The sequence below is a fragment of the Sphingosinicella sp. CPCC 101087 genome, assembly GCF_004151485.1.
Lineage (GTDB): Bacteria > Pseudomonadota > Alphaproteobacteria > Sphingomonadales > Sphingomonadaceae > Allosphingosinicella.
In genome coordinates this window covers 24,284-41,702 of the sequence record NZ_SBFF01000011.1, presented here as the reverse complement: position 1 = coordinate 41,702, position 17,419 = coordinate 24,284, and the positions used below count along the sequence as shown (strand labels likewise).

General features: G+C 68.2%; 18 protein-coding genes and 1 pseudogene. 5 read left to right on the top strand and 14 right to left on the bottom strand.

The genetic code is table 11. From position 1 onward, the window contains the following. Positions 1-325 precede the first annotated feature (325 nt). Positions 326-874: an imm11 family protein gene (locus EKM57_RS17135; protein ID WP_129793751.1), complete on the top strand. Its 549-nt coding sequence runs from the start codon at positions 326-328 to the stop codon at positions 872-874. 144 nt (positions 875-1,018) lie between these two features. Here EKM57_RS17135 and EKM57_RS17130 read toward each other — a convergent pair whose 3' ends face one another. From EKM57_RS17130 to EKM57_RS17115, 4 genes are all read right to left on the bottom strand, one after another. Then, positions 1,019-1,483, bottom strand: a complete 465-nt coding sequence (locus EKM57_RS17130; protein WP_129793750.1) for an SRPBCC family protein — start codon at positions 1,481-1,483, stop codon at positions 1,019-1,021. Positions 1,484-1,485: 2 nt separating this feature from the next. Next, positions 1,486-1,830, bottom strand: a complete 345-nt coding sequence (locus EKM57_RS17125; RefSeq protein WP_129793749.1) for a helix-turn-helix transcriptional regulator — start codon at positions 1,828-1,830, stop codon at positions 1,486-1,488. Beyond that, positions 1,827-2,225: an MAPEG family protein gene (locus tag EKM57_RS17120; protein ID WP_129793748.1), complete on the bottom strand. Its 399-nt coding sequence runs from the start codon at positions 2,223-2,225 to the stop codon at positions 1,827-1,829. The genes EKM57_RS17125 and EKM57_RS17120 overlap by 4 nt, the downstream gene beginning before the upstream one ends. A gap of 232 nt (positions 2,226-2,457) precedes the next feature. Continuing rightward, positions 2,458-2,766, bottom strand: a complete 309-nt coding sequence (locus tag EKM57_RS17115) for a type II secretion system protein (RefSeq protein WP_129793747.1) — start codon at positions 2,764-2,766, stop codon at positions 2,458-2,460. A 164-nt stretch (positions 2,767-2,930) separates the two neighbouring features. Between EKM57_RS17115 and EKM57_RS17110 the strand changes: the two genes are divergently transcribed. Continuing rightward, complete coding sequence (locus EKM57_RS17110; RefSeq protein ID WP_129793746.1) at positions 2,931-4,454, top strand: M20/M25/M40 family metallo-hydrolase; 1,524 nt, start codon at positions 2,931-2,933, stop codon at positions 4,452-4,454. Positions 4,455-4,505: 51 nt separating this feature from the next. Here the strand turns inward: EKM57_RS17110 and EKM57_RS17105 are convergent, their stop codons facing one another. From EKM57_RS17105 to EKM57_RS17085, 5 genes are all read right to left on the bottom strand, one after another. After that, on the bottom strand, positions 4,506-4,841 hold the full coding sequence (locus EKM57_RS17105) for an antibiotic biosynthesis monooxygenase (RefSeq protein WP_129793745.1): 336 nt from the start codon (positions 4,839-4,841) through the stop codon (positions 4,506-4,508). 87 nt (positions 4,842-4,928) lie between these two features. Further along, positions 4,929-5,417, bottom strand: coding sequence for an SRPBCC family protein (locus EKM57_RS17100; RefSeq protein ID WP_129793744.1), 489 nt, complete (start codon positions 5,415-5,417; stop codon positions 4,929-4,931). Between the two features lie 4 nt (positions 5,418-5,421). Continuing rightward, on the bottom strand, positions 5,422-6,342 hold the full coding sequence (cysK, locus tag EKM57_RS17095) for a cysteine synthase A (protein WP_129793743.1): 921 nt from the start codon (positions 6,340-6,342) through the stop codon (positions 5,422-5,424). A gap of 421 nt (positions 6,343-6,763) precedes the next feature. After that, a complete protein-coding gene (locus EKM57_RS17090) occupies positions 6,764-8,038 on the bottom strand; it encodes an MFS transporter (RefSeq protein ID WP_129793742.1) in 1,275 nt (424 codons plus the stop codon). A gap of 326 nt (positions 8,039-8,364) precedes the next feature. Then, positions 8,365-10,644, bottom strand: a complete 2,280-nt coding sequence (locus EKM57_RS17085) for an ATP-dependent helicase (RefSeq protein WP_129793741.1) — start codon at positions 10,642-10,644, stop codon at positions 8,365-8,367. 140 nt (positions 10,645-10,784) lie between these two features. Here EKM57_RS17085 and EKM57_RS17080 point away from each other — a divergent pair, with 140 nt between their 5' ends. Then, on the top strand, positions 10,785-12,053 hold the full coding sequence (locus EKM57_RS17080) for an MFS transporter (RefSeq protein WP_129793740.1): 1,269 nt from the start codon (positions 10,785-10,787) through the stop codon (positions 12,051-12,053). A gap of 67 nt (positions 12,054-12,120) precedes the next feature. Further along, complete coding sequence (locus EKM57_RS17075) at positions 12,121-12,513, top strand: GFA family protein (protein ID WP_129793739.1); 393 nt, start codon at positions 12,121-12,123, stop codon at positions 12,511-12,513. Here EKM57_RS17075 and rsmD read toward each other — a convergent pair. Together rsmD and EKM57_RS22805 are read right to left on the bottom strand one after the other, a co-directional pair. Next, complete coding sequence (gene rsmD / locus EKM57_RS17070) at positions 12,501-13,049, bottom strand: 16S rRNA (guanine(966)-N(2))-methyltransferase RsmD (RefSeq protein WP_129793738.1); 549 nt, start codon at positions 13,047-13,049, stop codon at positions 12,501-12,503. The genes EKM57_RS17075 and rsmD overlap by 13 nt on opposite strands. Before the next feature lie 749 nt (positions 13,050-13,798). Next, positions 13,799-14,660 (bottom strand): annotated as a pseudogene (locus EKM57_RS22805) (pseudouridine synthase); the annotation flags it as partial. A 90-nt stretch (positions 14,661-14,750) separates the two neighbouring features. Between EKM57_RS22805 and EKM57_RS17060 the strand changes: the two are divergent. Beyond that, positions 14,751-15,179 carry a response regulator gene (locus EKM57_RS17060; protein ID WP_129793853.1) on the top strand — a complete coding sequence of 143 codons (429 nt, stop codon included), beginning with the start codon at positions 14,751-14,753 and terminating at the stop codon, positions 15,177-15,179. Positions 15,180-15,243: 64 nt separating this feature from the next. On the opposite strand, the gene EKM57_RS17055 is transcribed toward EKM57_RS17060, so the two are convergent. The 3 genes from EKM57_RS17055 to EKM57_RS17045 form a co-directional block, all read right to left on the bottom strand. After that, positions 15,244-15,690: a CHRD domain-containing protein gene (locus EKM57_RS17055; RefSeq protein ID WP_129793737.1), complete on the bottom strand. Its 447-nt coding sequence runs from the start codon at positions 15,688-15,690 to the stop codon at positions 15,244-15,246. Between the two features lie 180 nt (positions 15,691-15,870). Further along, the gene (locus EKM57_RS17050) at positions 15,871-17,022 is read right to left on the bottom strand and encodes an aromatic ring-hydroxylating dioxygenase subunit alpha (RefSeq protein WP_129793736.1); all 1,152 of its coding nucleotides are present in this window, start codon (positions 17,020-17,022) and stop codon (positions 15,871-15,873) included. Positions 17,023-17,024: 2 nt separating this feature from the next. Next, on the bottom strand, positions 17,025-17,405 hold the full coding sequence (locus tag EKM57_RS17045) for a hypothetical protein (protein WP_165357518.1): 381 nt from the start codon (positions 17,403-17,405) through the stop codon (positions 17,025-17,027). Positions 17,406-17,419 lie beyond the last annotated feature (14 nt).

Sequence of the window (17,419 nt, the reverse complement as noted above, 5' to 3'; positions counted from 1 at the left end):
CGAAGGTGAATCGCGTGCGACCTCATGAGCGAGAGCAGACGTGAGCGGCGAGTCCATCACTGCCGGCCAGAAGGTGCTGCCCGCTCAGTTCGTTCGAGCCTCCGAATTTCGGATCGCCCGCGAGTTTCTGGCTGTTGGGCTTGTGACACGCGCACCACGATGCGGGTCGCGCGAACGGCGTCTGGCGCCGCGGAATGGAGGAGGGTACCCCGCAGCTCCAGCGCCGGCGCTTCAGGCGCCTCGGAGGCGAAGGCGGCCAGAGTGGCTACCAGGCCTCGGGCCCTTGGAAGATGTCGCGCTGCGCATTCGAGGAGGAACGTCGGCGATGGAGATATTCGTTTTCACGGTCCCGGGCGCTTTTGAATGGATCCTCCCGACTAGAGACGACGCCTTCCAGACCTTCTTCTCCCTCGATGGGCAACGGCAGTCCGCTTGGCAGCCGCCGGAGATGAAGATTCTCAAGACCGGCGACGATGGCCGGCCGCTGCTTCATTCAGATTTTCCGTGGCTTGGGTCGGACACGCCCGTTCTGAGGGAGCATGCAGTAGGTGTCCTCAAACCCGATCTGGAGCAGTATGGCGAGTTCCTGCCGCTGGATTGCGCCGAGCCCGTCTGGCTTTTCAACGTCACCAAAGTCGTAGACGCGCTCGATTTGGACAATTCCACAATCGTGCCTTTCGACGATGGAACGATCATGACCATCGAGCGGCACGTGTTCAATCCACACGCGATCGGCGATGCCGAGATCTTCAAACTGCCGATCCGAGCTTCACCCGTTTATGTCAGCGGACGGGTTGCTGAGAGAATCCGCACGTCGGGCCTGCAAGGCGTGGATTTCGAGCCGGTGTGGCCCGGCGAGCGGGGCGCATGGTAGGCCGGGCCGCGGCGCATGCAGCGGCGGAACAGGGCGATCGGCGGAACGCGGCGGGGTAGGGCCGGTCCATTGCGGAGGCGCCGAGCTACAGGCGGCCGGGGCCGCCAAGCCAAGAGCGTATCCCGCAGCTCCAGCGCCGTCTCCTCAACCCGCCTCTGCGGCAAAGGCAGCCAGCGTGGCTTCCCAAGCGTCGGGCCCTTCGAATATTTCGCGCATCGTTCCGGCGGCGTCACCATAGCCGTCCAGGCGATGCTCGAGTTCGACCAGCGTGCCGTCGCCGTCGGGCGAGAAGCGGATCTCAAGCTCGGTGACGAGATCGCCGTCATAGCGCCACTCGGGGCCGATCTGCCAGGCGAGCATGATGTGTGCCGGCGGATCCCAGGCGAGCACCTTTCCCCATTGGCACTCGCTGCCGTCCTCGCCGCGCTCGAACCAACGGCCGCCGACCTGCGGTTCGACCACAATCTCCCGGATCGGCGAATTGTTGATGCTGTGCTGCTTCGGCCACCAGCGGCCCATGCTCTTGGTGAAGACATGAAAGGCGCGCTCGGGGGCGGAGCCCACGCGAATGCGCCGCCGCACCGGGGCGACATGGATGGTCCTGCTCATATTCATGCCTCCCTCTCTTCCTCGTCCTGCCGATCGGCCTCGGCCGCAAAGGCGGCGAGCGCCTGGTCCCAGAATTGATCGAGCCACGCCCTGAGCGGCCCGAGCCCTGCCGGATCGATCGCATAGATCCGGCGCGTGCCTACGGCGCGATCGTTCACCAAACCGGCCTGGCGGAGCACCTTGAGATGCTGCGACACGGCGGGGCGGCTGACCGGAAGCCGCTGGGCGATCTCGCCGACCGGCGCCGGCCCCTGCCGGAGCGATTCGAAGATGCGCCGGCGCATCGGGTCGGCCAAAGCCGAAAGCGCGTCGTCGCAAGGCGCGCGCCGCGGCCCGCCTGCGCTCATCCCTGCGTCACCGCCAGGAAGATTGCGCGGCCGAGGGCACCGAACAGGAGCACGGCCGAGGCGATGGACTGAATGAAGAAGCCGGGAAAGCGCCGGTGCACCGCACCGACATAGCCGAGGAAATAGGCGATACGGCCGGCGATCCAGACCAGCCCGATCAGCGCCGCCGGGAGATCGCCCCAATAGACGGCGAACAGCCAGAGCGAGGGCAGGAAGATGGCCAGCCACTCGAGCGTGTTGGCATGCGCGCGCAGGGTGCGCTCGAGTCGCGCATCGCCGGTCATGGCCGGAGGGAGGATTCCGAGCATGGTTCGGGTCCGGGCGACCTGCACCGCCATTCCGAAATAGACGAGCAGCGCGAGCAAAGTGACGGCCGCGGTCGCATGAAGGGTCATGGTCTCTCCCGATGGCTTCGGAAGACTGGTAAGTAATCACTTACGGTAAGTCAAGACTAACGGATGGGCGCGGGCAGCAGGGCGCGCCCGCCGTGCGGGGCCGGGTTCAAGTCTCGACGGAGACGGGCGCGGCGAACCACGCGCCGATGCCCTACCTCGCCGTGCCGGACATCGGGCCGGTGCAGGGCTGCGCGCCCTCACCGTCCGATGTCGGGCAGGTCGTCCGGCGAGCCTACTGGCCGTTTCCGGCCGGCTCGGTCGGCTCCGACGGCCCCTGGGGCAAATCGACGTCCATATCCGGCAGATTGATCTCCGGAGTGTCGATATTGACGTTCACGTCGGTCTCGTCGGCGGCGCGTTCAAGTCCGCCGCCGAAGACGAAGAACAGGACGGCCGCGAGGATCATGAGCAGCACGATGGCGACGATCAGGCCCGTGCCTCCTCCGCCGCCACGGTCGCCGGTATGAATGACCGTCGTCTCTCGCTCCACACGCGGCTCCGCGGGATCCGGATCGCGCCGCTCCCTGTCACGCTCGTCCATGGCAGGTACTCCCTCTGTTACGGGTGCGCAACGCGGCGGCAGCGCTGGCGGTTCCTCTCGAGCGCGGCCGACGCAGAAGGAATGCGCGTCCGCGTTCGGCAACGGTCTGGACGGGCCGCGGCCCGCGCGGTTTAATGCGGTCGGAACGAGCAAGGGGGAACAGCATGTCCGAACGATTCTCAACCGATCGCCGCAGCCTCATCCAGGCCGCTGCAGCCTCCGCTGCACTCTTGGCCCCGGGCGCCGGTCTGGCCCAATCCAGCCGTGACAGCGACCGGGAGGCGATCCGCCGCGCGGTGGAGGCCGGCCATGAGGAGTCTGTCCGCCGGATCCGCGAGTGGATCGCCCTGCCGACGATCGCGGCCGAAGGCCTGAACATCGAGGAGGGCGCCGACCACATGGCGCGCCTGGCCACGGATGCGGGCTTTACCGGCGTCCGCAAGGTGCCGACCGGCGGCGTTCCGGCGGTGTTCGGCGTGCTCGACGCCGGCGCGCGCCGCACGGTGGGCATCTATTTCATGTACGACGTCAAGCAGTTCGACCCGGCGGAATGGTCGTCGCCGCCGCTCGAAGGGCAGTTCGTCGACGTGGCCCAGGGCCGAGCGATACGCGGCCGGGGCGCGGTCAACCAGAAGGGCCCGGAAGGCGCCTTTCTCGCCGCCCTGCACGCGATGCGCGCGGCCGGGCGACGGCCGCCGGTCAACATCGTGCTGCTCGCCGAGGGCGAGGAGGAGATCGGCTCGCCCAACTTCAAGAACGTGTTCCGCGACGCCGAGGTGCTGGCGGCGATGCGGCGCGCCGACGGCGTCATCATCCCGTCCGCCTCGCAGGGGGCGAACGGCTCGGTCACCATCACGCTCGGCGCCAAGGGCATCATCGAATGCGAGCTCGTGGCAAGCGGCGAACGCTGGGGGAGGGGGCCGGCGCGCGACGTCCATTCGAGCCTGAAGGCGCAGGTGGACAGCCCGGTCTGGCATCTCGTCCACGCGCTGACGACGCTGGTGCGCGACGAAGGCAACACGCCGGCCATCGACGGATGGTTCGACAATGTCCGTCCGCTCACGGAACGCGAACGCGCTCTGGTCGCCGAGAGCGCACGCAATCGAAGCGAAGAGGAGGCGAAACGGCTGCTCGGCGTGCAACGGTGGATCGATGACCTGCCGTGGCGCGAATCGCTGGAGCGTCTGGTGTCGCAGCCGACGGTGAACATCGAGGGGCTGGTCGCGGGCTATACCGGGCCGGGGGGCAAGACCGTTCTGCCGGCGCGCGGCGTCGCCAAGCTCGACCTGAGGCTCGTTCCGAACATGACCGTCGAAGAATGCCTGACCAAGATGCGCGCGCATCTCGCCGCCCGCGGTTTCGGCGACATCGAGGTCAACATGTCGGGCGGCTACGATCCGACCGAGACGGCGGAAGACAGCAATGTCGTCCGGGCCCAGCAGGCGGTGCTGACCCGATCCGGAATCCCCTACAATCTATTCCCGCGCAGCGCCGGCTCCTGGCCCGGCTTCGTCTTCACCGGCGACCCGCTGCGCAAGCCCGCCGGCCAGTTCGGCCTCGGCCATGGCAGCGGAGCCCATGCGCCGAACGAATATTTCCTCATCGAAAGCCGCGACCCGGCGGTCGGGGGCCTCAACGAGGCGACGATGGGTTATGTCGATTTCCTCTACGAGATGGCGACGATCTGACGGGAAGGGTTCGAATTTCCCCGTGAGCGCAGGGGGCGTGGCGAGTCCAAATTAACGCACCGTTCCCGCTTCCTGCCCGGTCACATCCTCGAATGCGATCTCGTAATGGGCGACGCGCGCCTCCCAGCGGTGGAGCAGGGCGCGCGCCGGCTCTGCAAGGTGGGCCTTTTCGAGGTCCTCGCCGGCGAAGGCGCGGATCGCATCGAGCGAGTCGAAATGGGTGACGACGAGGAACTCGACCTCTCCGCCACGCTCCCGCCGAAGCACGCGCGCCCCGCGATAGCCGGGGATGGAATGGGCGCCGGGGAGGAATTCGTCGCGAAGGAATTGCGCGTATCGCTCGGCCTTTTCGGGCGCGATCCAGCCGCGCCAGATTCGTTCGATCAAGTTTCGCCTCCTCAAATCCTGTCCGGTGATGGCCCGGACCCGCTTCGCGCCCGTTCGGTCCCCCGGCGGGCGCCGGGGGAGGATCCGCTAAAGGTCGCGCCGCTCGACGAAGGCGGCCAGATTCTCGAGCGAGGAGCGCATGCCGAGCTCGTGGTCCTTCGGACCGATCCCGGAAGGCACGTCTTGCGCATGGACGGTCACCCTTGTCCCCGCGGCTTCGGCCTCGAACGCCCAGGTCATCCGCATCTCGCCGGCAAAAGCCGGGTCGGGCGAGTCGAAGGCGAAAATTTGGACGATCCGCCGCCCTGGATCCAGTTCGACGAAGCGGCCGCGCACGATGTCCGAATCTTCCGAGGACTTGCCGTGCGTAGCGGCTCCGGGCTCGTCATAGGTCAGGGTCATGTCAAAGCGGCCGCCGGGCCGCGGTTCGAACCGGTCGATGCGGCCGGTCATGCTTGCGGGCGGCAGCCAGCGGACGAGCGCCTCCGGGTCGATGAAGGCCCGATAGATTGCGTCCGGCGGCGCGAGAACCAGCCGCGAGGCCGAGTCGACCCTTGCACCGCCGGAATCCGTCATCGCCTCATTCCTCCGGCAGAAAATCGGGCACTGAGAGATAGCGCTCGCCCGTGTCGTAGTTGAAGCCGAGGACGCGCTTGCCGCTGCCGGTCTCGGCGAGCTTCTGAGCGATGGCGGCGAGCGTCGCGCCGGAGCTGACGCCGACCAGCATGCCTTCCTCGCGCGCGGCGCGGCGGGCCATCTCCTTGGCATCGGCGGGATCGACCTGGATGATCCCGTCGAGCAGGCCGGTGTCCATGATCGCCGGGACGAAGCCGGCGCCGATCCCCTGGATCGGATGCGGGCCGGGCTGGCCGCCCGACAGGACCGGCGACAAAGTGGGCTCGACCGCGAAGACTTGCAGGCCCGGCCATTCCTTCTTCAGGACGTCGGCGCAGGCGGTGATGTGGCCACCGGTGCCGACGCCGGTGATCAGGAGGTCGGGCGGCGTGTCGCGGAAATCGTCGAGTATCTCGCGTGCGGTCGTGCGGCGATGCACTTCCAGATTGGCGGGATTTTCGAACTGCTGGGGCATCCAGCTGTTCGGGGTCTCGGAAATGAGCTGATTGGCTCGCTCGATCGCGCCCTTCATGCCCTTTTCCTTGGGGGTGAGATCGAAGCTCGCGCCATAAGCGAGCATCAGCCGCCGCCGTTCGAGGCTCATGCTTTCCGGCATGACCAGGACGAGCTTGTAGCCCTTGACGGCCGCCACCATCGCAAGGCCGATCCCGGTGTTGCCGCTGGTCGGCTCGATGATCACGCCGCCGGGTTTGAGCCTGCCCGATTTTTCAGCATCCTCGACCATCGCCAAGGCGATGCGATCCTTGATCGAGGCGCCGGGATTGGCGCGCTCCTGCTTGATCCACACTTCGGCATCGCCGAACAGGCGGTTGACCCGGACATGCGGCGTGCCGCCGATCGTCTCGAGGATATTCGCGGCCTTCATGGCATTTCTCCTTCATTGTCCAATGCGGATGAATTCGGGCGTCGAGCGGCAACGCACGAGCGGGCAGACCGCACCCGCGGCGCCGACCGTTCGGCCGGCTCTACACCCTCTTTACGGGCGCGGCGAAGGCCTTCGGCCTGCCGGGGCGCCCCGCGAAGGAGGGTATCCAGACCCTTTGCTGCGACGTCCGCTGTCATCTCCGCACCGGGCATATAGATGCGGACCTCGACCGTCACGACCGCCGGCGTCCCTCCGTACCGGCGCCGGGCTCGATCGGCCGGACGCGTGTGCCGCCGCGCGGCGCGGCCCAACGCCTTGCGCCGCCGAGGCTGCGCCGCGCGAGTCCGGTGACGCGGGGACCACGCTGGTCGCCGGTCGCCTGGACGGGCGCCCCGCAGGACGGGGAACGAGCCGCAAGGCATCATGCGGCCGCTCTTCCTTGGGAATCCTTCTCCTCGTACGTCGGCTCGTCGAAGCTGCGGGCGCGGCGCAGCTCCGGGAAGCGGGCGGCGTACAAGAGGGTGACCGCGACCGCACCGGCGCCGCCGGCGACGACCGCGGCGACCGGCCCGATCAGGGCGGCAAGAAAGCCCGACTGGGCATCGCCCAGCTCATTCGAGGCGGATATGGTGAGCTGCGACACCGCGCCCACGCGCCCGCGCATCGCGTCGGGAGTGTGGAGCTGGATCAGCGACTGGCGGACGTAGACCGAGAACATGTCGGCGCTGCCGATCACGAACAAGGCCGCCAGCGAAAGCGGCATCCAGCGCGACAGGCCGAAGGCGACGGTGGCGGCGCCGAAGACGACCACCGCCCCGAGCATCTTCATGCCGACATCGCTGCGCAGCGGCCGGAAGGTGAAGAAGAGGGCGGTGAGCGCAGCACCGACGGCGGGCGCGGCGCCGAGCTGAGCGAGGCCTTCCGGCCCCACCTCGAGTATGTCGCGCGCATAGACGGGCAGCAAGGCGGTCGCACCGGCGAGGAAGACGGCGAACAGGTCCAAAGTGATCGCGCCGAGCACCAGCCGGTTGGTGCGAACGTAAGAGAGGCCGTCGACCATCTGCCGGACCGGATGGCGCTCGCGATCCCGCTCCGGACGCGGCACGGGCCCGATCAGCAGCAGACAGAGCAGGGACAAGAGGAACAAGGCGGCGCTCGCGCCGTAAGCGGCGGCGGGAATCCAGGCGTAGAGATAGCCGCCGATCGCCGGGCCGGCGATCATGCCGGCCTGCCAGGCGATCGAACTCAGGGCGATGGCGTTGGGAAGGATCTCGCGCGGCACCAGGTTGGGTGCGAGAGCTCCGAGCGCGGGGCCGGAAAAGGCGCGCGCTATTCCCAGCAGGCCGGCGACGACGAACAGGACCGGCAGGGTCATCGCGTCCGCCCAGGTGAAGGCGCCGAGCACCACCGCGCTCAGGACGAGCAAGCCGGTCGTGGCGCGGGCGATGTGGCGCCGGTCGACATGGTCGGCGAGCCAGCCGGTCACCGGCGTGAGAAGGAACAACGGCACGAACTGGATGAGGCCGATGAAGCCGATCTGCGCCGCCGAGGCGGCGGGGCTCATCGTCAGCCGGGCGATATTGTAGACCTGCCAGCCGACGATCAGCAGCATCGCGGACTGGCCCAGCATCGTCGTCAGGCGCGCCACCCAATAATAGCGGAAATTGGCGATGGCGAAGGGCGAGGGGAGCGGCATCGGGAGCGGACTTAGGAGCCGGCGGTGCGGCGGGCAATGCGGCCGTGTGGAAAGGGACGATTTGGCGAGAGCCGGGGCGGACGCGGAAGATCATTCGTCGGCGAGCCGTGTTCGCGCATATCCTTCTCAGCCTCGGCGCGGCGGCCGGCGCGTTTAGGAACTCGCGCCGATCTCACGCAAAGGCGCAAGACGCAAAGAAGCCAAGGGCGCGGCTATCCCCTCTCGTGAGTGAGGGCGAGCTTTGCTTCGCGTCTTCGCACGAGACAAAGCTGGATCGGTGCCGCGCGGGCGAATGAGATCAATCACCCGAGCTGGCGAGGGCGGGCTCAGGCGATCGTCACGAAGCTGTCGAGGACCCGCTTGCGGCCACTATGCTCAAAGTCGATCTCGAGCTTGTTGCCCTCGACCTCGGCGACCTGGCCGTAGCCGAACTTGGTGTGGAAGACGCGCTGGCCGACCGAAATGTCGGAACGGCCGGGATTGCCGAAGCTGACCGCGCTCGCCCGTGCCTCGATCACCCTGGGCGGGGTACGCTCGAAGCCGCCGCCGGCGGCGGCGCGCTGCCAGCCGGGACCGCGGCCTGTGCCGCGGGCGAGGTCGGCGAACGGATCGGCCCGTTCCGACCAGTTGGCGCGCCAAAGCGACTCGCCGCCGCTCATCGTCGTCTCCTGCTCGACATGCTCGTCCGGCAGTTCGGTGACGAAGCGCGAGGGAATGGAGGAGGTCCATTGGCCATAGATGCGGCGGTTGGCCGCGTGCATGATGATGCAGCGCCGCCGCGCGCGGGTGATCGCGACATAAGCGAGCCGGCGTTCCTCCTCGAGGGCCGCGGTCCCGCCTTCGTCGAGCGCCCGCTGCGAGGGGAAGACGCCTTCCTCCCAGCCGGCGAGGAAGACGGTGTCGAATTCGAGCCCCTTGGCGGCATGGATGGTCATGATCGTGACCTTGTCCGTCTCCGCATCGGCGTCATTGTCCATGACGAGGCTGACATGTTCGAGAAAGGCGCCCAGCGTCTCATACTCCTCCATCGCCCGGGTGAGCTCCGAGAGATTCTCGAGACGGCCGGCGCTCTCGGCCGAACGGTCGGCCTGGAGCATCGCGGTATAGCCGGATTCGTCGAGCATCAGCCGCGCCAGCTCGGGATGGGGAAGCTCGTCCAGCTTCGCGCGCCAGCGGGCGAAGTCGCCGACCAGATTGCCCAGCGAGCGGCGGGCCTGCGCGGTCAGCTCGTCCGTGTCGAGGATCTGCGCCGCCGCCTGGCTCAGCGGGACGTCCTGTGCCCGCGCCAGTGCGTGGATCCTCGCCACCGCCTTGTCGCCCAGGCCGCGCTTGGGCACGTTGACGATCCGTTCGAAGGCGAGATCGTCGGCGCTCTGGTGAATGACGCGCAGATAAGCCAGCGCGTCCCGGATCTCGGCGCGCTCGTAGAAGCGGAAGCCCCCGACGATCCGATAGGGGAGGCCGATCGCGATGAACCGGTCCTCCAGCTCCCGAGTCTGGAACTGGGCGCGCACGAGGATCGCGCATTGGTCGAGGCGGCCACCCTTGCGCTGGATCGCCTCCAACTCCTCGCCGACCCGCCGCGCCTCCTCGGGACCATCCCACACGCCGATCACCTGGAGCTTCTCGCCCTCCGGCGCCTCGGTCCACAAGGTCTTGCCGAGGCGCCCGGCATTCTGGGCGATCAGTCCCGAGGCGGCGGCGAGGATGTTCGGGGTGGAGCGGTAATTCTGCTCGAGGCGAATGATCTTCGCGCCCGGGAAATCCTTCTCGAAGCGAAGGATGTTGCTGACCTCGGCGCCGCGCCACGAATAGATGGACTGATCGTCGTCGCCCACGCAGCAGATGTTCTTGCGCTCCTGAGCGAGCAGCCGGAGCCACAGATATTGGGATTGGTTGGTGTCCTGATACTCGTCGACCAGAATGTAGCGGAAGCGCTGCTGATAGAGCTCCAGCACGTCGCGATGGGTGCGCAGGATCACCAGCATGTGGAGCAGGAGGTCGCCGAAATCGCAGGCGTTCAGCTGCTTCAGCCGCTCCTGGTAGACGAGGTAGAGATTGGCTCCCTGGCCGTTGGCGAAGCCTTCGGCTTCCCCGGCGTCGACCTGGCCGGGCGTCCAGCCCTTGTTCTTCCACCGATCGATCATGCCCGCGAGCATCCGCGCCGGCCACCTTTTCTCGTCGATGTCGGCGGCCGCGATGAGTTGCTTGAGCAGGCGCAGCTGGTCGTCCGTGTCGAGGATGGTGAAATTGCTCTTGAGGCCGACCAGCTCGGCATGGCGGCGCAGCATCTTCGCGCCGATCGAGTGGAAGGTTCCGAGCCAGGGCATGCCCTCGACCGCCTCGCCGACCAGCCGCCCGACGCGCTCGCGCATCTCGCGCGCGGCCTTGTTGGTGAAGGTGACGGAGAGGATCTCCGAAGGCCAGGCGCGACGCGTGAAGAGGAGATGGGCGAGGCGCGCGGTGAGCGCGGCGGTCTTGCCGGTGCCCGCGCCGGCGAGGACCAGGACCGGCCCCTCGGTGGTCAGCACCGCCTCGCGCTGCGGCGGGTTCAGGCCGGCGAGATAAGGGGGATCGGCGGCAGGGGCGGGGGCGGGATCGGTCACAGCGAACAGTTAGGGAACGTGCGGCGCAGACTCAATCACTTATGGAATCATTCTCCCCCGCTCTCGCAGCCGGGAAGAGGGCGTCGTCGTGGCTTGACCATGCTGGCGGCCTAAGCCACCCAAGCGGCAGGGGAGGAGTCATGGCCAACGCCTACCGGTCGAATGCGCGGGTGCTGACGGCGAGCCTGGTGGGCACGTCGGTCGAGTTCTACGATTTCTACATCTACGCGACCGCCGCCGCCTTGGTGTTCGGACCGCTCTTCTTCCCCGCGGAATCGGCATCGGCGCAGCTGCTCGCCGCTTATGCCAGCCTGGGCGTGGCGTTCATCGCGCGGCCGATCGGCGCCGCCGTCTTCGGTCATTTCGGCGACCGGATCGGCCGCAAGTCGACCCTCGTCGCCTCGCTGATGCTGATGGGCGGATCGACCCTGCTGATCGCCTTCCTGCCGACCTACGAGACGGCCGGCTGGGTCGCGCCGCTGCTGCTGTGCATCCTGCGCTTCGGCCAGGGACTCGGCCTGGGCGGCGAATGGGGCGGCGCGGCCTTGCTGGCGGTGGAAAATGCGCCGCCCGGCCATCGCGCGCGCTTCGGCATGTTCCCGCAGCTCGGCGCGCCGATCGGATTCCTCGCGGCCAACGGCCTGTTCCTGCTGCTCGACGGGCTGCTCACCGAAACGCAGTTCGTCGCCTGGGGTTGGCGGATCCCGTTCCTGCTCAGCATCGTCCTGGTCGCTGTGGGGCTGTGGGTGCGCCTGAAGCTCAGCGAGACCCCCGCCTTCGCCGCCGCGCTGGAGGAAGCACCCCCGCCCCGGGTGCCGCTCGGCGAGCTGTTCGCGCGCCATGCCGGCCCGACGATCGCCGGCATGTTCGCGGTCATCGCCTGCTTCGCCGTCTTCTATCTCTCGACCGCCTTCGCCCTCGGCCATGGCACGACCGCGCTCGGCATCGACCGCGACGCCTTCCTTCAGGCCCAGCTCGTCGCCGCCTTGTTCTTCGCCTTTGCCATCCTGCTCGCCGGCTGGGCGTCCGACGCCAGCAGCGCCAAATCGGTGCTGATCGGCGGCTGCGGGCTCGCCGCCATCGTCGGCCTGCTGATGGCGCCGTTGTTCGACAGCGGCTCGATCGCTCTGATCTGGCTCTACCTGATCCTGTCGCAATTCACCGCCGGCATCCTTTACGGCCCGCTCGGCACCTATCTGCCCGACCTGTTTCCGGCGCGGGTGCGCTATTCCGGCGCGTCCATCTCGTTCAACGTCGGCGGGATCATGGGCGGCGCGCTGGCACCGATCGCGGCGCAGGCGCTCGTTACCCAAGGCGGTCTTTTCTATGTCGGCCTCTACCTTGCGGGGGCGGCCGCGATCAGTGCCACCGCGATGGCGCTGCTGAGATCGCGGCCGGCGCTCGCCTGAACGTTCGCGCTTGAACGCGATGCGGGACCATGGCAGAAATGGTCCCGGAACGAAAGGAGACCACAAGATGCTGCAGGGTGGCTGCCATTGCGGCGGAGTGCGCTACGAAATGCCTTCGCAAGTGGTTCATCACAGCCTCTGCCATTGTCGGGACTGCCGGACCTGCGCCGGCGCGCCGATGGTCGCCTGGGCGGCGGTGAAGCGCGAGGACTTCAAGGTGACGGGCGAGCCGCAAACCTATCGATCGTCGGAGCATGCGACGCGCGCCTTCTGCGGCCGGTGCGGAACCGGCCTATACTATGTCAACGAGGCGGTGCTGCCGGGGCTGGTCGACGTGCAGACCGCGACGCTTGACGATCCGGAGGCGCTGGCGCCGCAACTCCACGTCCAGGTCGCGGAACGGATCGGCTGGGTGACGAGCCTGCACGCGCTGCCGGAATTCGAGCGCTATCCCGGCTGAGCCCTCAGCAGCAATATCCGCGCCTTGCCGAAGCGGCGGTCGGCTTCGATGGCCAACGGTTGCGGGACAACGATTTCCTCCCGCGCGATCTCGAGGCTGACCCAGGCGCCCCCGGCCAGCCAGCCGCCGCCGGCGATCGTGTCGAGCGCCGATTGGGCGAGGCCGGTGCCGTAAGGCGGGTCCATGAAGACGAGGTCGCGGGGACGGGCCGGTGGCGCGGCATGTTCGACCGCTTGCGCCCGCAACTCGGCACGGCCTTCCGCCCCGAGCCGCGACGCATTGCGTCGGATCGTGTCGACGGCGGCGCGATCCTTCTCGACGAAGAGGCAGGATTCAGCGCCGCGGGACAGCGCCTCGAGGCCGAGCGCGCCGGTTCCGGCGAACAGGTCCGCTACCTGGAGGCCCTCGAAGCTGCCGATCCGGCTGAGCAGCATCGAGAAGAGCCCTTCGCGGGCGCGATCGCTGGTCGGGCGGGTGGCCTGGCCGAGCGGCGCTTCGATCACCCGCCCGCGCCACGCGCCGGCGATGATTCTCACTTCCCCTTCCTCCCCGGCCTTCGCCCGGGATGAGCAGGTCGCCGGGACCCGGCCGCGGGCCGCGGGGCGGCTCGCGCCTGCTCATCAGGTCGCCGGGACCCGGCCGCGGGCCGCGGGGCGGCTCGCGCCTGCTCATCAGGTCGCCGGGACCCGGCCGCGGGCCGCGGGGCGGCTCGCGCCTGCTCGTCACGCTGCCGAGGTCCGGCCGCAGAACGGGGGCCGGCGCGGCCTTGCTTGTCGGGCCGTCGCTGCCCGGATCCAGGCTCGAGCCGCTGGGCGGCGCGGTTCTCCTTGTCCGCCCGACGCTCCCCGGAACCGGCGGCGGCCCCCTGCGCGGCGTGCGTGCGCTTGCCTGGCCGTCCTTGCCCGGACCCGACGGCAGTCCGCTGGGCGGAGCGCGCCTGCTCATCGGACCGTCGCGCGGCCGGCCCCGCGACGACGCGCCGTGCGGTCCGCCCCGGCTCAGGACCCGAACGTGCGGCGTCCGAACCGGCGGGCGCACCCTTTCGCCGAGCCGGCCGGGGAGAAACGGCCGAACCTGCGCCGGCACTTTGCCGGGCGGTCGACGGTTTCGAGCGATCATGCCGGTCGGCAGGATTGCGGCCGGCCTCGGGAGGCCGGCGAGAGGCTGGTCGCGCGGCTCCGCCGCCACGCTTCGCCGGCGGCTGATGCGCAGCGGAATTCGGCGTTCGGGTCGGTCCTCTGAGAGGCGAGGAGGGGCGCGTCGCGTCGGCGGCCATGGTTGGAGAGGAACTGGACAGCGTCTTCTTGAACGCCACCAGATCGTGCTGGCGGACCTCGTCGACGGCCCCGGGCGGGAGGTCCGCAAGGGCGAAGGGACCGTAGGCGGTGCGGATCAGGCGCGAGACCTGGAGCCCGAGATGCTCAAGCACCCTGCGCACCTCGCGATTCTTTCCCTCTCTGAGCCTGAGCTCGATCCATTGGTTACGGCCGGTCCGCCGTTCCAGATTGGCGTCGATCGGGCCGTATCGGACCCCTTCGATCTCGATACCCTCGATGAGCTCCTCGAGCCGTTCCTGGCTGATGTCGCCGAAGGCGCGGGCGCGGTAGGTGCGCTCGACCCCCGTCGCGGGCAGTTCGAGCTGGCGCTTCAGGCCGCCGTCGGTGGTAAGGAGCAGCAGCCCCTCGGTGTTCATGTCCAGCCGCCCGACCGGCATCAGCCGCGGCAGGCCCTGCGGCAATCGGTCGTAGATGGTCGGCCGCCCCTTGGGGTCGCGCTCGGTGGTGAGCAGTCCGGCCGGCTTGTGGAACCGGAACAGCCTGGCAGGCGAGGGCGCGCTCACCGGCTTTCCGTCGACCGTCACGCCGTGGAGCGAGGCGATCAGGGTCGCCGGCGTTTCGACAATCTGCCCGCCGATCGCCACCCGGCCGTCGGCGATCATCCGTTCCACCTCGCGACGCGAGGCGATGCCGGCACGGGCGAGCAGCTTGGCGATACGCTGCGTGTCGCTGGAAGGCGGCAGGTCGATTCTCCGTCGAATCCGGCGGCCGCCGACGATCCGCCGGCCGCCCGCGTCCCTTACGGCGCGCGGCCCGGTTCGCAAAGGCGGCAGGCGGCGGCCCGGTCAGGATGGACGGCCTGAAGTTTATTCGCGCCCGGGCGCACGGGGCAACGGCACCGGCGAGCCGCTGCTTCGTTACGCATTCGGATCGACGGAAAAGGGGAGGATCGGAACGAACATGATCTTCGGCAAGCGCAACAGGATCATAAAGCGGATCCTGGTGGTCGAGGACGAGCCGCTGGTCGCGTTCGACAATGAGTATATGCTCAAGGATGCCGGCTATGAGGTAGCCGCAACGGTCGACACGCTGGCTGCCGCACGTGAGGTCATCGAGACGGAGCCGCTCGACCTCGTCCTCACCGATATCAGGCTGGCCGGGGAAGGGGACGGCACCGACGTCGCGCGGGTCGCCCGCGAGCGCGGCGTGCCGGTCCTGTTCGTCACGGCCCATTGCACCGACGAGGCCAGGCCGCTCGGCCTCGGCTGCCTGTCAAAGCCCTATTCGGACAAGGTGCTCAAGGGAGCGCTCGATGCGCTCGACGCCCATCTGCAGGGCAAGCGGCTGAAGAAATTGCCGTCGCAACTGGCCCTGTTCGAAGCGGCCTGATCCCCCTCCCCCGAGGCGGGGGAGAGGGATCTTCGTGCGACGGGCGGATGCCCGACCCGCCGGATCAGCTGGCGCTCGGCACGAGCTGGCCGCGTATCGCCCCGTGCGGATGCTCGGCCGTTTTCACCTCGACGTAGAATTCACCGGGATTGGCGCGGATCTCGTCGGCGAGCGTGTCGCCGATCCGGTCGCAATCGTCCTCGTCATTATCGTCGTCCGGCGTATCGAGATTGAGCACCGGCGAGCCCTCGCCCGGTTTGCCGCGCAGGAGCTGCACGGACGTGACGTCGGCAACGCTTCGCACCTCGAGGTCGACGCAGAGCCGGTCGAAGGCATCGTCTATGTCGATGTTCGCCCGGCCCCAGCCATCGGAATCGCCGGCGGGCAGCAGATTGTCTCCGTTCAGCATCGCCCTGAAGTCGGCCGCTGCCGCGGGCGCGGCCGCTCCGGCAATCATCAGGGCTCCCCCAAAGGCGGCCGCCAGCAGGCGCCGTTTCTTACTCTTGATCATGACTCAACTCCCTTCCTTCCGGGGAAAATGTCCGCAGTCTGGTCTTGGCTGCGGATGACCGTGGCAAGGACGGGAAGCGGGCCGGGTCGTTCCAGCCGCAGCGGCGAAACGAGGCCGACGATGAGACGAAACGCACCGCCGGAGGGGCCATTCATCCGGCGTAAAGGCTCGATTCGGCGCTCAGGGTCCGGCCAGCGCCCGCTCCACCTGGTCGTGGAAATGGCGGATGCCGGCTTCCAGCGTGCCGAGGGTAACTTCGTCGAGGGCGCCGGAAGACAGGCCCTCCTGTCCGAGCGCGGCGGCGCGATAATCCTCGCCGGCGAACACGCCCTCGTCGAGCAACGTCCAGCTCCGGTCCCAATGCTCGATCTCGTCGGCATCGCGCGGCGCCTGGGGGATCAGCATGAAATCCTCGACCAGGGTTCGGCCTACCCCCCGGGGCATCAGCACCATCAGGTTCACATAATCCGGACTCATTATCAGGATCGACGCCGGGAAGAGCTGGTAGGCGAAGGTGATCGCCGAGCGAAGCGCCGGCCAGTCGCCATGATCGATCCGCGCAAGATAATCGGTGCGGCCGACCGCCGAGCGCTGGTGCCGGCCGATCATGTCGGCGACGGTGATCCCGTCGGTGAAGAAGCGGGCGATGGTCGATGCGTGGAGGCGCTGGACATGGTAGCTTTCCAGGAAGGCATCCATGATCAGCTTCCAGTTGGCGGCGACATCGTGGAGCCGGCGCCGGTAGAGATGGTGGCCGGCGAGGCCGAAAGCGTCGAACTCGGGCGCCAGCATCGCGGCGTCGGCGAAGCCCGCGTCGTCGCCGCCCTCGTGCGCGAACCAGATAAGGCCGCCCGCCTCGTGCGAGGGCAGGGCACGCAGGCCATGCCCCTGCTTGTCTAGCCCGGGGAAGGAATCGGGCCGCGGCAATGCCGCCAGCATTCCGTCCGCCTTGTAGGTCCAGGCATGGTAGGGACAGGTGATTCGGGCCGCGCGTTGCACGTCCTCGGCCTCGACCAGGCGGGTACCGCGATGGCGGCAGACGTTCCAGAAGACGTGGGCGCGCCCTTCCTTGTCGCGGGTCAGCAGCAGCGGCAGGCCGAAGCCGTCATGCGTCACCGCCATGCTCGGCTCCGGCAGCAGCGCCGACGGGGCGATCACCTGCGGGATCCGCTCGAACAGCCTTGCCTTCTCGGCCTCGAAGCGGACCGGATCGGTGTAGACGCTCGCCGGGACGGTGGTGACGCGATCGCCCTTCGTGCCTTCACCCCCGGCGAGCAGCCGGGCAAGCTGGAGCTGGCCCTCGGTGGGGCGCTGCCGCGTTGGCATGTCCATGACTAAGTCGTGAACTCATTAACGGTGGAACGCACGTTTGAGCGCGTGAGTACGTGCAAGGCGATCCAGCACAGGGCGGTGGTCAGACCATAGAAGCTGCCGATTGCAATATTCTTCCCGTCGCCGCTGGAGATGAAGCCGAGCATCAGACCGCCACCGACGACGCCGATGGCAACCAGTGCGGCATAGCGCCAGATCAGTGGACGGCCTTGTTCTGCCAGAGCCCCGTCTGCAGTCGCGAGGAGCAGAAGCGAACCGGGCACAGCGAACATCAAGGGGATGAAGCTTGCTCGCTCAATGCTTCCGAAGAGGATCAGCGACGCGACAGCACAAGCCGCAACAGCAGCAAGGACGCTTACAAGAACGATGCGCATGAAGGCCATGGCGCGAGGCTACA